Origin of the sequence: Vibrio salinus (assembly GCF_021272385.1) — a bacterium.
GTDB classification, from domain to species: domain Bacteria; phylum Pseudomonadota; class Gammaproteobacteria; order Enterobacterales; family Vibrionaceae; genus Vibrio; species Vibrio salinus.
The window spans coordinates 566,472-581,033 of record NZ_JAJSDZ010000009.1; the positions used below are offsets into that span (position 1 = coordinate 566,472).

General features: G+C 40.0%; 14 protein-coding genes. 10 read left to right on the top strand and 4 right to left on the bottom strand.

Annotation, left to right across the window (positions count from 1 at the left end; translation table 11 throughout):
• Window positions 1–17: 17 nt before the first annotated feature.
• The gene (locus LRQ06_RS10765; RefSeq protein WP_232766326.1) at window positions 18–596 is read left to right on the top strand and encodes an LON peptidase substrate-binding domain-containing protein; all 579 of its coding nucleotides are present in this window, start codon (window positions 18–20) and stop codon (window positions 594–596) included.
• Here the strand turns inward: LRQ06_RS10765 and LRQ06_RS10770 are convergent.
• From LRQ06_RS10770 to LRQ06_RS10780, 3 genes are read right to left on the bottom strand one after another with little or no spacing between them, the layout of a single operon-like run.
• The gene (locus tag LRQ06_RS10770) at window positions 586–1,944 is read right to left on the bottom strand and encodes an AmpG family muropeptide MFS transporter (RefSeq protein WP_232766327.1); all 1,359 of its coding nucleotides are present in this window, start codon (window positions 1,942–1,944) and stop codon (window positions 586–588) included. The two genes, LRQ06_RS10765 and LRQ06_RS10770, sit on opposite strands and share 11 nt — an antisense overlap.
• A gap of 27 nt (window positions 1,945–1,971) precedes the next feature.
• Window positions 1,972–2,520 (bottom strand): peptidylprolyl isomerase, encoded by a 549-nt coding sequence (locus LRQ06_RS10775; protein WP_232767161.1) that lies wholly within the window; start codon window positions 2,518–2,520, stop codon window positions 1,972–1,974.
• Window positions 2,521–2,523: 3 nt separating this feature from the next.
• A complete protein-coding gene (locus LRQ06_RS10780; RefSeq protein ID WP_232766328.1) occupies window positions 2,524–3,093 on the bottom strand; it encodes a YajG family lipoprotein in 570 nt (189 codons plus the stop codon).
• Window positions 3,094–3,564: 471 nt separating this feature from the next.
• Between LRQ06_RS10780 and LRQ06_RS10785 the strand changes: the two genes are divergently transcribed.
• The 7 genes from LRQ06_RS10785 to nqrF all read left to right on the top strand — a co-directional run bounded on the left by LRQ06_RS10785 (window position 3,565) and on the right by nqrF (window position 10,144).
• Window positions 3,565–3,915 carry a BolA family protein gene (locus tag LRQ06_RS10785; RefSeq protein ID WP_232766329.1) on the top strand — a complete coding sequence of 117 codons (351 nt, stop codon included), beginning with the start codon at window positions 3,565–3,567 and terminating at the stop codon, window positions 3,913–3,915.
• Between the two features lie 371 nt (window positions 3,916–4,286).
• Window positions 4,287–5,627, top strand: coding sequence for a Na(+)-translocating NADH-quinone reductase subunit A (locus LRQ06_RS10790; RefSeq protein ID WP_232766330.1), 1,341 nt, complete (start codon window positions 4,287–4,289; stop codon window positions 5,625–5,627).
• A 5-nt stretch (window positions 5,628–5,632) separates the two neighbouring features.
• A complete protein-coding gene (locus tag LRQ06_RS10795; protein ID WP_232766331.1) occupies window positions 5,633–6,877 on the top strand; it encodes an NADH:ubiquinone reductase (Na(+)-transporting) subunit B in 1,245 nt (414 codons plus the stop codon).
• Window positions 6,867–7,652 (top strand): Na(+)-translocating NADH-quinone reductase subunit C, encoded by a 786-nt coding sequence (locus LRQ06_RS10800; protein WP_232766332.1) that lies wholly within the window; start codon window positions 6,867–6,869, stop codon window positions 7,650–7,652. Before LRQ06_RS10795 ends, LRQ06_RS10800 begins: the two co-directional genes overlap by 11 nt.
• The gene (locus LRQ06_RS10805) at window positions 7,652–8,284 is read left to right on the top strand and encodes an NADH:ubiquinone reductase (Na(+)-transporting) subunit D (RefSeq protein WP_232766333.1); all 633 of its coding nucleotides are present in this window, start codon (window positions 7,652–7,654) and stop codon (window positions 8,282–8,284) included. Before LRQ06_RS10800 ends, LRQ06_RS10805 begins: the two co-directional genes overlap by 1 nt.
• A gap of 7 nt (window positions 8,285–8,291) precedes the next feature.
• Window positions 8,292–8,888: an NADH:ubiquinone reductase (Na(+)-transporting) subunit E gene (gene nqrE, locus LRQ06_RS10810; protein WP_232766334.1), complete on the top strand. Its 597-nt coding sequence runs from the start codon at window positions 8,292–8,294 to the stop codon at window positions 8,886–8,888.
• A 32-nt stretch (window positions 8,889–8,920) separates the two neighbouring features.
• Window positions 8,921–10,144: an NADH:ubiquinone reductase (Na(+)-transporting) subunit F gene (gene nqrF / locus LRQ06_RS10815; RefSeq protein ID WP_232766335.1), complete on the top strand. Its 1,224-nt coding sequence runs from the start codon at window positions 8,921–8,923 to the stop codon at window positions 10,142–10,144.
• A 122-nt stretch (window positions 10,145–10,266) separates the two neighbouring features.
• Here nqrF and LRQ06_RS10820 read toward each other — a convergent pair whose 3' ends face one another.
• A complete protein-coding gene (locus LRQ06_RS10820) occupies window positions 10,267–11,484 on the bottom strand; it encodes a GGDEF domain-containing response regulator (protein ID WP_232766336.1) in 1,218 nt (405 codons plus the stop codon).
• Between the two features lie 133 nt (window positions 11,485–11,617).
• On the opposite strand from LRQ06_RS10820, the gene dinB reads away from it, so the two are divergent.
• On the top strand, window positions 11,618–12,715 hold the full coding sequence (gene dinB, locus LRQ06_RS10825) for a DNA polymerase IV (RefSeq protein ID WP_232766337.1): 1,098 nt from the start codon (window positions 11,618–11,620) through the stop codon (window positions 12,713–12,715).
• 822 nt (window positions 12,716–13,537) lie between these two features.
• Entirely contained in the window at window positions 13,538–14,527 is a 990-nt protein-coding gene (iolG, locus tag LRQ06_RS10830; protein WP_232766338.1) for an inositol 2-dehydrogenase, read from the top strand.
• Window positions 14,528–14,562: the final 35 nt, after the last annotated feature.

A 14,562-nucleotide genomic window follows, 5' to 3' on the forward strand; every position in this document is an offset into this window, starting at 1 on the left:
AACATAGGAAGGACGAAATGGAAGATATCATGCTTTTCCCCCTTGGTTCGATAGTCTTGCCTGAAGGAAAAATGAAACTTCGGATTTTTGAACCCAGATATAGGCGTATGCTTAGCGAGTGTGGTAAGCAGGGGAAGGGATTTGGCATATGTCTTTTTGATAGTAAAGCACCTGAAAATATTAACCCTCTGAGTGAGTATGGTTGTTATGTCAAAGTGGTTGATTTTAAATCTCTGAGTGATGGTATTCTGGGAATTACGGTTAGTGGTATGAAGCGGTTTAAGATTATCGGTGTCAGAAAAGAAAGTGATAATTTACGTATTGCTTCTGTTGAGTGGGTTCCTAACTGGGAATATGTGGAACTGGGTCATCAGTACCAGTCTATGGCGGATAAATTACAGGAAATTTATCGTCAGTTTCCGGAAATAGGTAATTTATATCAGCAACGTTTCTTGGATGATCTTAGCTGGGTAACTCAGCGGTGGCTGGAATTGATCCCGCTTTCGAATCAACAGTTTGATGATCTAAATGAGGATTTTAATTGCTGCAAAAGTGTTGGCTTTATTCATAATGCTTTAGAGCATATTAAGATTTAGTGCTGTCTTTTTGTTTTAGTTTGTCTAACAGATCCTGAAAGTAGTGACGCAAAGAATACAGCATAATTAAGCTTGGTATGACCATAACGGACGTTAAAATAAAGAACAGAGACCAGTTGTTCAGGGAATCAGCAAGCTCACCACTAAATGAGGCAAGTGTGGTTCTGCCCAGATTTCCTAATGATGCTAATAAAGCATATTGAGTCGCAGAAAATGCCTGTCCGGTAAGCAGTGTCAGAAAAGACACAAAAGCGATAGTTGAAAATGCTGTGGTAAAATTATCGACGATAATGGTGGCAAGAAATAATTGCTCATCAGGTCCGACAGAGGCTATCCAGGAAAACATCAGGTTACTGGCTGACATGGCTATACCACCGATCATCAGTCCTTTGATTATACCAAAGCGAACATTGACCATACTGCCGAGGAAAGTAAAAAACATGGTACTTCCCCAGCCCAGAAGTTTGGAATAATACCCGATTTGTTCGTTGCTGAATCCCACTTCTTTGTAGAATGGAATGGACATTCGACCGAGAAATGCTTCGCCAATTTTAAATAAGAAAACGAATAAAAGCAGTGTGATGGCTACCCGTGTTCCATTCCGGCGGAAAAAGTCTGCAAATGGTTCGATGGTAGTGACGGTTATCCAGGTTAATATTTTGGAATGAATAACCCTATCATAACGTTGCTCTGCTTTTTCCTGCAGGGCATCCCTGTGAGAGGTAGGTTCTTTCACCAGTAATGTAAATACCATCAATACAACGACGACCAGAGCCATGCCGTAGTACACTTCATTCCAGCCAATATGGTCTGCTTCAGTAAATGCAAGATAGCCCGGCAGAGAATAACCTGTCCACCATCCTATTACCGCCATTGCAGACGCTTGTGGTAGCTTGTTTTCTTCTGATTTTGGAAACGTATCAATACGATAGGCATCAATTGCTATGTCTTGGGTTGCGGAGAAAATTGCAATAATCAGAGCAAGTAAAGACGTTAACCAGATATTTTGCGCAGGATTTATACCGGCAATACCCAGTGTTGAAATTAAGACAAAAAACTGGCACGAGAGAATCCAGCTCCGGCGTTGTCCCAGCCATGAATACAATAATGGGAGTTTGACGCGATCAACCAGTGGGGCCCAGATAAAATTAATCGCATAGACAACAAAAATACTACCAAAGTAACCAATTGCCGAGCGGGTTAGACCTGCGTCTTTTAACCAGCCAGACATATTAGAGCCAATCAATACCCATGGAAAGCCACTTGAGCAGCCAAGCATAAAAACCCAGGCTAAGCGAATATCGGCGTAGCTTTTTATTGTGCTAAGCCAGGTTTTTCTATGCGTCATACCATTCCTGTTCAGTATCTTTCCTGGTTATTCAGAGAGGAGAGTCATGTTATTAATGATGATAGGGGTTTCAGGCACATCACGCATAAACCCTTTTCTGCCTGTTGGAATGGAAGCCATAGATTTCACGACGTCAAATCCTTTAATGACTTTACCCAAAACGGCGTAGCCGGGTGGACGCTGACTCGCGTTTAAAAAATCATTATCAGTAAGGTTAATAAAAAACTGACGTGTGGCTGAATCCGGATCCTGGGTTCGTGCCATTGCTATCGTAGCGGTATCGTTGGCTAACCCGTTACCGGCTTCGTTTTTTATAGGAGGGTAGCTATCCAAGCGTTCAAGATCCTGGGTAAAACCACCACCCTGAGCCATGAATCCGGGAATAACCCGATGAAATATGCTGCCTTTATAACTGCCATCTTTTACGTATCTTAAAAAATTTGCAACCGTAAACGGCGCTTTTTCTTTGTTCAGCTCAATCGTAAACGATCCCAGCGATGTCTGGACTTCAACCTGCGGCGCAGCCCAGACACTAACGCTAATAAATGACAGTAAGGCAATAAGCCCTATTTTCATCACTTAAAAACGCTCCTTCATGTAGTTTTGCAGTTCTTTATCGTCTGCCACTTTTTTCAATACCTGATCAACAAGATCATTCAATACGGTCTGAATTTCATCTTTTGATGCACTGAACATCGCCGTTCTTTTGGCTGTGCCGTTATACGTTTTTACCAGTTTTCCTGTTGGGGTTTCTGCGGTGATGGCCAGAACAACACTTCCATTCATCTCGTTTTCCAACATGGAGTGTTTCACTGTTACCAATGCTTCCTGAACTTCAAGTGTGATCGTGTTTTCACTGTTAACACTCATAGTAAAGCCCTGGGAGGCGAATTGATCTGAAATTGCATTTTCTAAGGCAATTCTTACATTCTGGCGGGCATGAATAGGCTCAATATTGGAGCGGCCGCTGTCGATTAAAGCAACATATTGTGCTGTACGGACATCTTTACTGGTTAGCGTGAATGACTTGTTTTTCACAATGTCACGGCTACTTAATGTCGCTTTTGGCATAAAATTGATTTGTGGCTGCTGTGGTGCAGAGCAAGCGGCTAGCAAAGCAATAGACGCTGTGATTAACAATTTTTTCATTAGACTGGTTCCTTTTTATTCCATTAAAGTGATGGACATCTATTGTTTGAATCTTTTGGCGTATCATTCAAAGCACATATTATAAGGCTACACATGATAGTATGTCTTGACGATGAAAAACTGAGTATAAAATCAAAACTTATCATTTAGTGTCTTGTAAGATAACAAATTTATCCTTTCAGGTGATAGTTTTTACCTTTCTTTTGTTAAAAAAACAGGCTCATCTTTCGCCGTTGACAAAACCTTGGTTAATGTATCACATAGTGCTGATTGTTTTTTATAAAAGAATCCTGGTTGCATATTGTGCAAAGTGGCGGATTTGCAAATTGGAACCGCCTTCCTGTTTTTATTCTCTGTCCTGTTTTGTTAAAAGTTTCTTGAGTAACTGTTTCTGACAATATTAGAATAAATATGACCAGATAATGATAAAATCGTTTCAATTTTTGTCCCTTTTTAAAATGGAGTAACTTTATGATTCAGGACACCATTGAGTCTAAATTGACTGAAGCATTAGCTCCCCATCATTTAGAAGTCGTTAATGAAAGTTATATGCATAATGTTCCTGCCGGATCCGAGAGCCATTTTAAAATTGTCGTTGTAAGTGATGAGTTTAAAGGTAAACGTCAGGTTGCTCGCCACCGACGCATTTATCAAATTTTAGATAATGAACTAAATAATGGTGTTCATGCTCTTTCTATGCATATTTATACGCCAGATGAATGGATTTCGGAGTCTGAGGTACCAGAAAGTCCCATGTGTCAGGGCGGCGAAAAAAAGGGTTTTAAGCAAAATAAAACCGGAATTGATAAATTTGACCGATAGCTAAAAATCAACAAATAGTTTGTGGGAATATTGACTTTTGTTGTGCGTGTCTCTTTTTTCTTTTAATTTGTGCGATGGTTCAAATTTATGTCTATTGACCATGAATTATTGATGAAATGTTAGGAGAATTGGAACCGTTCAATAGCTGTCAGTCGTAGCATCGTTATGCTAAAAGAGATAAACTACTGAACAGGTAGAGCATAGACTGCATTTATTTAAGAATGTGACTCATTTCTTTGTTTTTTACTCAGTAATGAGCCTAATGTCGTGTCTAAGGTTTTCTTAGTTACTAAAGTGTCTTTTAGTTCAAGATGACCTTACAATACACAAATCCAAAGAATCTTTTTCCCGATAAAGTAGTGCAAGTGCGTATGATTACAATAAAAAAGGGTTTGGACCTTCCAATCGCGGGAGCGCCTGCCCAGGTGATAAATGATGGTAGAACCATCACAAAAGTCGCCTTGCTTGGCGAAGAGTATGTTGGTTTAAAACCAACCATGTATGTTCGCGTTGGTGATGAAGTGAAAAAAGGTCAGGTTCTTTTTGAAGATAAAAAGAACCTTGGTGTTTTATTCACTTCGCCAGCTTGCGGAAAAGTTGTTGAAATTAACCGTGGTGCAAAGCGTGTTCTTCAATCTGTAGTGATTGAAGTTTCAGGTGATGAGCAGGTTACTTTCGACAAATTTGATGCAAAAGAGCTGGCTAGCCTGAAATCAGATAAAGTGAGAACTCAACTTACTGAATCTGGTTTGTGGACAGCGTTCCGTACTCGTCCGTTCAGCAAGGTTCCGGCAATTGATTCAACTACCAAGGCTATCTTTGTAACTGCAATTGATACCAATCCATTGGCAGGTGAACCTCAATTAATTATTAACGAACAGCCTGAAGCTTTTACCGCTGGTCTTGACGTTCTTTCTGTCCTGACTGATGGCAAAGTTTATGTTTGTAAGAAAGGAACGAGTTTGCCTCGCTCTGGCCAGTCAAATGTTCAGGAACATGTGTTCGACGGCCCTCACCCTGCAGGGTTGCCAGGAACTCACATGCATTTTCTGTATCCGGTAAGTGCAGAAAATGTGGCATGGAACATTAATTATCAAGATGTGATTGCTATCGGTAAGTTATTCTTAACCGGTGAGCTTTACACTGACCGTGTCGTTTCTCTTGCGGGTCCGGTGATTAATAATCCTCGTTTGGTTCGTACAACAATGGGCGCAAGCCTTGCTGAGTTGACGAACAACGAAATTCTCCCCGGAGAAGTCCGCGTTATTTCCGGCTCTGTTCTTTCTGGAACAAAAGCTTTCGGACCTCATGCTTATTTAGGTCGTTACCACCTGCAGGTAAGTGTTCTTCGTGAAGGGCGTGAGAAAGAGTTTATTGGCTGGGCAATGCCTGGTAAAAATAAATTCTCCGTAACTCGTTCTTTCCTTGGTCATTTGTTCAAGGGACAGCTATACAACATGACGACTGCTATGAATGGTGGCGAAAGAGCAATGGTTCCAATTGGTAACTATGAAAAAGTAGTGCCTCTTGATATCGAACCTACATTGCTGCTTCGTGACTTATGTGCAGGCGATCTCGAAAGTGCTGAACGTCTTGGTGCATTAGAACTCGACGAAGAAGATCTTGCGTTGTGTACCTTTGTATGCCCAGGCAAATATGAGTATGGTTCATTACTCCGTGAGTGCTTGGACAGGATTGAGAAAGAAGGGTAATTTCCATGGGGCTTAAAAAGTTTCTAGAAGACATTGAGCATCATTTTGTACCGGGCGGAAAACATGAGAAGTGGTTTGCTCTTTATGAAGCATTCGCAACTCTTATGTACACTCCAGGCACGGTGACATCAAAAAGCTCACACGTTCGTGATAACGCTGACTTAAAACGTATCATGATTATGGTATGGCTAGCGGTTTTCCCTGCAATGTTCTGGGGAATGTACAATGCTGGCGGTCAGGCTATTGCTGCGTTAAATCACCTGTATTCAGGTGAACAACTTACCGGTATTATTAACGGTGACTGGCATTACTGGATTACTACTGCATTAGGCGGCACTATGAGTGCAGAAGCCGGTTGGGGTAGTAAGATGCTGTTAGGTGCAACTTATTTCCTACCAATTTACCTGGTTGTGTTTATCGTTGGTGGTTTCTGGGAAGTACTGTTTTGTATCGTTCGCAGACATGAAGTTAATGAAGGTTTCTTTGTTACTTCGATCCTGTTTGCTCTTATTGTTCCACCAACACTACCTCTTTGGCAGGCTGCGTTAGGTATTTCTTTCGGTGTTGTTGTCGCTAAAGAAGTATTTGGTGGTACAGGTCGTAACTTCCTTAACCCGGCATTAGCAGGTCGTGCGTTCCTATTCTTTGCTTATCCTGCTCAGATCTCCGGTGATCTTGTCTGGACTGCTGCGGATGGTTTCTCTGGTGCGACAGCTCTTAGCCAGTGGGCTCAGGGTGGTCATGGCGCATTAATTAATAATGCGACCGGGCAGGCTATTACCTGGCTTGACGCGTTCCTTGGTAATATCCCAGGCTCAATGGGTGAAGTGTCTACTTTAGCTATTATTATTGGCGGTGCATTTATCATCTATATGGGTATTGCATCCTGGCGTATTGTTGCTGGTGTAATGATTGGTATGATTGCAGTATCTACTCTGTTTAATCTGATTGATTCACCAACAAATCCAATGTTCTCTATGCCATGGCACTGGCACCTTGTACTAGGTGGTTTTGCGTTTGGTATGTTCTTTATGGCGACAGATCCTGTATCCGCTTCTTTCACGAATAAGGCGAAATGGTGGTATGGTATTTTGATCGGCGCAATGTGTGTACTTGTTCGTGTAGCTAACCCTGCATACCCAGAAGGTATGATGTTAGCAATTCTGTTCTCGAATCTGTTTGCTCCATTGTTCGACCATATTGTTGTTGAGAAAAATGTAAAACGGAGATTAGCGCGCTATGGCAAGTAATAACGATAGCATTAAGAAAACGCTGTTTGTTGTTATCGCGTTGAGCTTAGTGTGCTCAATCATCGTATCAGTAGCAGCGGTCGGCTTGAAATCCAAGCAGGAAAAAAACGCAGTATTAGACCAACAATCTAAAATCCTAGAAGTATCTGGTGTTGATATGAGCAAAGGTTCGGTTTCTGAACTTTATGCTAAATATATCGAACCTAAACTGGTTGATTTTAAAACAGGTGAATTTATTGAAAAAACACCTGATGGTTTTACTGCTGAAAACTACAATCAGAGAGCAGAAGCGAAAAACAAAGCGACGTCAACCGCTTTAACTCCTGAGGAAGATGTGGCCGGAATTCGTTTTCGAGCGAATTATGGCTTAGTCTATCTGGTTAAAGATGGCAAACAGGTTAACCGTGTGATTGTGCCTATTCATGGTAATGGTCTGTGGTCTATGATGTATGCATTCGTCGCAGTTGGTACGGATGGCAACACTGTTGATGGCATTATCTATTACGAACAGGGTGAAACTCCAGGGCTGGGTGGGGAAGTTGAAAATCCAGCATGGCGAGCTCAGTTTGTTGGTAAAAAACTTTATGATGATAACCATCAGCCAGCGATTAAAATCGTGAAAGGTGGTGCACCTGCAGGCTCTGAACATGGTGTTGACGCTCTATCTGGTGCAACATTGACTAGTAATGGTGTTCAACATCAGTTTGATTTCTGGTTAGGTGATATGGGCTTTGGTCCATTCCTAGCAAAAGTTCGTGACGGAGGTCTGAACTAATGTCTAGTGTCAAAAATCTTAAAGAAAGCTTAGTTGGGCCAGTTTTAGATAACAACCCAATTGCGCTTCAGGTTCTTGGTGTTTGTTCTGCACTGGCAGTCACCACCAAGCTGGAAACTGCATTTGTTATGACTCTTGCTGTAATGTTCGTAACGGCATTTTCTAACTTTTTCGTTTCATCAATTCGTAACCATATTCCTAACAGTGTGCGTATTATCGTACAGATGGCGATTATCGCCTCATTGGTAATTGTGGTTGACCAGGTATTGAAAGCCTTCTTGTATGATATTTCTAAGCAGCTTTCCGTATTCGTTGGTTTGATCATTACTAACTGTATTGTTATGGGGCGTGCTGAAGCATTTGCAATGAAAGAAGCTCCAATTCCTTCTTTTATTGATGGTATTGCTAATGGCTTAGGTTACGGCTTCGTTCTTATTAGTGTTGCGTTTGTACGTGAGCTACTGGGTTCAGGTAAAATTTTCGGTTTAGAAGTGCTTCCACTAGTCAATAATGGTGGTTGGTATCAGCCAAATGGTCTGATGTTGCTTGCTCCGTCAGCATTCTTCTTAATCGGTTTCCTTATCTGGGCTATCCGTACATTCAAGCCTGAACAAGTAGAACCGAAGGAGTAGGGTTGTCATGGAACATTATATAAGTTTACTTGTTAGGTCTATTTTCCTGGAAAACATGGCACTGTCCTTTTTCCTTGGAATGTGTACTTTCCTAGCTGTATCCAAAAAAGTAAAAACAGCGTTTGGTCTTGGTATTGCCGTTGTTGTTGTATTGACTATCTCTGTTCCTGTTAACAACTTGGTTTATAACCTTGTGTTGAAAGAGAATGCTTTAGTTAAAGGTATTGACCTGACGTTCTTAAGCTTTATCACGTTTATCGGTGTTATTGCGGCATTAGTTCAGATCCTTGAAATGGTACTGGACCGCTTTTTCCCACCATTGTATAACGCACTGGGTATTTTCCTTCCGTTGATCACAGTTAACTGTGCGATCTTTGGTGGTGTGTCATTCATGGTTCAACGTGAATACAACTTTGGCGAATCAATCGTTTATGGATTTGGTTCAGGCCTTGGTTGGATGCTCGCTATCGTTGCGCTTGCAGGTATCCGTGAGAAAATGAAGTACTCAAATGTGCCTCCTGGCCTTCGTGGCTTAGGCATTACGTTCATTACCGTAGGTTTGATGGCGTTAGGCTTTATGTCTTTCTCTGGTGTTCAACTGTAAGTCGGGTAAACCGCAACTAAAAGGAATAGTCAATGGACATAATTCTTGGTGTAGTGATGTTTACTCTGATTGTACTTGTATTAGTGCTAGTGATTCTTTTCGCTAAATCTAAACTGGTACCAACAGGTGACATTACGATTTCAATTAATGGCGATCCTGAAAAATCGCTTGTAACTCAGCCAGGCGGTAAATTGCTTGGTGTACTCGGTGGCTCAGGTATCTTTGTACCATCTGCTTGTGGTGGTGGTGGTTCATGTGGTCAGTGCCGGGTGAAAATTAAATCTGGTGGTGGCGATATTCTGCCTACAGAACTTAGCCATATATCTAAAGGTGAGGCTCGTGAAGGTGAGCGTCTGGCTTGTCAGGTTGCAGTGAAAACTGACATGGACATTGAATTGCCAGAAGAAATCTTTGGTGTTAAAAAATGGGAATGTGAAGTTATCTCTAATGATAACAAAGCAACCTTTATTAAAGAGCTTAAACTTCATATTCCTGATGGTGAATCTGTACCGTTCCGCGCTGGTGGTTATATCCAGATCGAAGCGCCAGCTCATCATATTAAATACTCTGACTTTGATGTTCCGGAAGAGTACCGTGAAGACTGGGATAAATTTAATTTATTCCGCTATGAGTCGAAAGTTGATGAGCCGATCCTTCGTGCTTATTCAATGGCAAACTATCCGGAAGAGTTTGGTATCATCATGCTTAACGTGCGTATCGCTACTCCGCCACCACGTAACCCTGATGTACCACCAGGTCAAATGTCTTCGTACATCTGGTCATTGAAACCAGGTGATAAAGTGACTATTTCAGGTCCATTTGGTGAATTCTTTGCTAAAGATACTGATGCTGAAATGGTATTTATCGGTGGTGGTGCAGGTATGGCGCCTATGCGTTCTCATATCTTTGACCAACTAAAACGTATTAAGACAAAACGTAAAATCTCATTCTGGTATGGTGCCCGCTCAGTGCGTGAAATGTTCTATGAGGAAGATTTCGATCAGCTAGCTGCTGAAAACGAAAACTTTACCTGGAATGTGGCATTGTCTGATGCATTACCTGAAGATAACTGGGATGGCTACACTGGCTTTATTCACAATGTGCTTTATGAAAATTATCTGAAAGATCATGAAGCTCCGGAAGATTGTGAATTCTATATGTGTGGGCCACCAATAATGAATGCATCTGTTATTTCAATGCTTCATGACCTGGGTGTCGAAGATGAAAACATTCTACTTGATGACTTTGGTGGTTAATTAACGTTGTTTCGTAGAAAGTAGAGAAGATAAAAGGCTGACTCGTATGAGTCGGCCTTTTTTATTTAAGAAAAGTACTTATTTGAAAAAGATTCTTACCGGAAATATGACAAATGGAATCTTTAATCATGAATAAGCCTGTTACGACCCTGCTGTTTGGCAGCGTATAATTGTTGGTCTGCGATTTTTAATTTTTCATCAAGAGTGCCGGTGTATCGGGTTGAGCCGATACTGATGGATGTGGCTATTTGGTTATTCATATAGCGGATTTTCATTGAGCTGATCTTTTTTCTTATGGCTTCCAGAGCTTCATTAAGTGACAAAAAGTCACCTTCATAAAGAATGCAAAACTCTTCGCCTCCAAAGCGAACAACACAAGATGACTCAAAATAGATTTTGAGTATGTTAGCAATTGTTTGTATTACTTTATCGCCACAATCATGTCCATAGGTGTCATTCACCAGTTTAAAGCGATCAATGTCAATCATGGCGATGTAATAATCTGTATTTGCTTTGTTATTGGCTTTGTGGAAAAAGTAACGCCGGTTCCACAATCCGGTCAGTTCATCTTCATTTGCCATTTTATAGAGCCGGTCATTTGCCTCTTTTATACCTAACAGGCAGTTGATCCTGCAGTACAGTTCTTCTTGATTGAATGGCTTATAAAGAAAGTCGTTGGCCCCTGCTTTAATGAACTGAGCTGTGAGAGTGCGTTCCTCATTGCCCGACAGACCTATAACTGGCAGTGCATTACGGTCCTTTATTTTGCGGATTTCTCTGATTAACGTCAGTCCATCCATATTTGGCATATCGTGATCTGTGATAACGAAACTAATATCTTTATTCTGGTTTAATTTCTCGATAGCAATAAAACCGTCTTCTGCAACACATGTTCTTATGTATTGATGCTCCAGTAACTGGGATAAATGATTTCTTACCAGTTGGGAGTCATCAACAATGAGTGCATGATGGTTACGGTTATTTATAAGTCTGCGTAAAATAGAAAGCAGATCATTGGTCCAGGTCGGGCTGTCTTTTAAAATGTAATCCAAGATGCCTTTTTGAATCAGGCGATCCCGGTACTCTTCTCGGAATGTTGCGCTGAGAACGACAACACGAAGTGTTTTCTCTAGTGCAAGGTCAATAATTTCTCCGTTTAAAGCATCGGGCAAGCAGTAATCCAGCACAGAACACAGAAAACATTGATCGGATGCCAGAAGCTGACGGGCATCTTCATAACTGCTGGCAGCTATCACCTCAAAGCCATTTAATGTCAGCTGCTGAGTTACGTGTTTTAGAAAACTTGGACTGTCTTCAACGACCAAAACTTTTTCAGTCAATTAGCAACTCCTTTCTCATCTCCGATGTAAATAATAATAGCTCACTTAAAAAGATAAGACAGATAGTATGTTTACAACGAACTGATGATGTTACAGTGACGTCTGTTCCTTTTCAGCGGTATAAAAGTGCTGTATGTGTAATAAAGACAGAGTGAATGACGGGCAAACTGCTCAATTAAGGAAGATAATCCATGTTGATATGGATTCATTCTTTGCATCTGTTGAAGAGCGTGATGAGCCTGACTACAGAGGGATTCCGCTTGCTGTCGGAGGAAATAAAAAGCAGAGAGGAGTCATTAGTACGTGTAATTATGAAGCTCGTAAGTATGGTGTGCATTCAGCAATGGCAACAGCGCATGCCTTAAAATTATGCCCTCATTTAAAAGTTGTGCCCGGACGCATGTCTGTTTATAAATCGGTTTCAGCACAGATTCATTCAATTTTCAAACGTTATACTTCTGTTATTGAGCCTTTATCATTGGATGAAGCGTATCTTGATGTGACGGATTGTCGTGTTTTGCAAGGTTCCGCTACCCTTATTGCAAAAGCTATCCGGAATGATATTGAGAGTGAACTAAATCTGACGGCTTCTGCCGGTGTTGCACCGGTAAAGTTTTTAGCGAAAGTTGCCTCTGATATGAATAAACCGAATGGAATGTATGTCATTACTCCCGAAATGATGCAGAGTTTTATTGATACGCTTCCTCTGGAAAAAATTCCGGGAGTAGGAAAAGTAGGTATTACTAAATTACATCAGGCTGGATTTTTTGTTTGTGAAGACATTAAGAACAGCGATTACCGGGAGCTTTTGAAAACATTTGGCCGTTTAGGTCAGTCTCTTTGGAAAAAAAGCCATGGTATTGATGACCGGAAGATTGTCACTGAAAGGCAAAGAAAGTCTGTGGGGGTGGAGCGTACATTTAGTCAAAATATTGCAACTTATCATCAATGTCAGACGGTTGTCAGAGAAAAGCTGTATCCGGAATTAAAGCGACGGTTGGTTAAAGTGAGCCCGGATTTGACGATTTCCAAACAGGGAATGAAAGTAAAGTTTGCGGACTTTCAACAAACGACAATAGAACATGTGTATAGCCATTTGGATTTGGAGTATTTCAATGAACTTCTGGCAGAAGTCCTAACCCGTCAGAATGGCAGAGAAATAAGATTATTGGGGATTAGTGTTATGCTGAAACAGGATGAACGTCATGAGCAAATTAGTCTGGATTTGTGAACGTTTAGAGGTGGAACTTTTATTTTTTAACAGATAGTACCTGATTTTTCGAATTAATTATAAATGTTACTAATGTAAATAAAAATGGAATTTCACCATTGTTATTTTAAAGTAATTTTAACATTTGATGTCTATTTCAAATTAGACACAAAAATGAAACACCTAATTCATTTTTTTGAAAAAAAGAATATTGTTACCAACTCAATAGTTTGAAATTATCATAAAACAGAATGATGCATAAACGCATTCATAATAGCCCATTACATAAGGATTTCTTAATTTTTTAAGTTGTGATGAAACGCAAATAAACAGCACATGATAAATCCTCTCTCTTTTTTTTCATTACCTTCTTTTTTACGTTAAATAATTTAATTTTTTCTTAAATGTTAACATATTATTTATTTTGTTTTTTTATTATATTACAATAACTTAGTCGCATTTGATAACCATATCATTTATTTTGATTTTTATGATGTATTTATATCATTATATTTCAATTCAAAGCTTTCTAAAATGATATAATAATGATTTTTAAAATAACAATAAAGTATAAGTACTTGATTTAAATGTGTTTTTTTGATGATAATTATTGTTTTTAGTATGATATGATGAAAAAAATTGAAAATGATATCTCCATTGCAAATACATTTGTTTCGTTTTTTTTGATAATGAAATGAACATTTTTCAGGTGTAGTATCCGAATCGTAGTCAGATGAGAAGTCGATAATTTGAATTTTTGAGTTTTAAACAAGCTATCTAGAATCATCTATTTAATTACGAATGCATAAGATATGAATGCTAAATAATACCCAAGGAGATAATATGTTTAATATTGCTTTATTTGGCGCTGGTAGAATTGGCCAGGTACATTCAGCTAATATTGATAGTCATAAAGAAACCTGTCTGTATTCTGTTGTTGACCCTTTCGGTGATAATGCACAAAAATTGTGTGATAAATACGGAGCAAAACAGCAAACAACAGAAGAAGCGTTGAGCGATCCCAATGTCCATGGGGTTTTGATAGCATCGGCAACCGATACTCATGCTGAATTAATCACGCTTGCTGCAAAAGCGGGTAAAGCAATCTTTTGCGAAAAGCCAATCCATCTGGATATGGCAACAGTAAAAGAATGTCTTGCTACAGTGAAAGAATGTAATGTTCCTCTTTTCGTTGGTTTTAACCGTCGTTATGACCCTCAGTTCAGAAGAGTAAAAGAGCTTTTGGGTTTGGGTAATATTGGTAAAGCTGAATCACTTCTTATCACCTCTCGTGATCCATCTCCACCACCAGCTGAATATGTAAAAGTATCTGGTGGTATGTTCAGAGATATGACAATTCATGATTTCGATATGGCCAGATTCATCATGGGTGAAGATCCTGTATCTATCTATGCTCAGGGTAGTAACCTGGTTGATCCGGAAATTGGTAAAGCGGGTGATATCGACACAGCATTTATTGTTATGAAATTCCCATCTGGTGCCATGGCTACGATTACTAATAGCCGTCGTTCAGGTTATGGATATGATCAACGTATTGAGCTTCATGGCGAAAAAGGTCTTCTAAAAGCTGAAAACATCTATGAAAATGCTGTTCAGCAATGGAGCGATGAAGCTGGTTGTGTTTCAGCTAAACCAGAATTCTTCTTCCTGCAACGTTATGCTTCAGCTTATCAGGCTGAATGGAATCATTTTGTTGATGTTTTGTCTGGCAAAGCACAACCAGAATGTGGTGGTTATGATGGTGAGCAAGCTCTGAATCTGGCAGATAAAGCGCTTGAATCATTAAAAACTGGCAAAGAAGTAAAACTATAAAAATGATGAGCCGACTTACAATCCGTCGGCTCTTT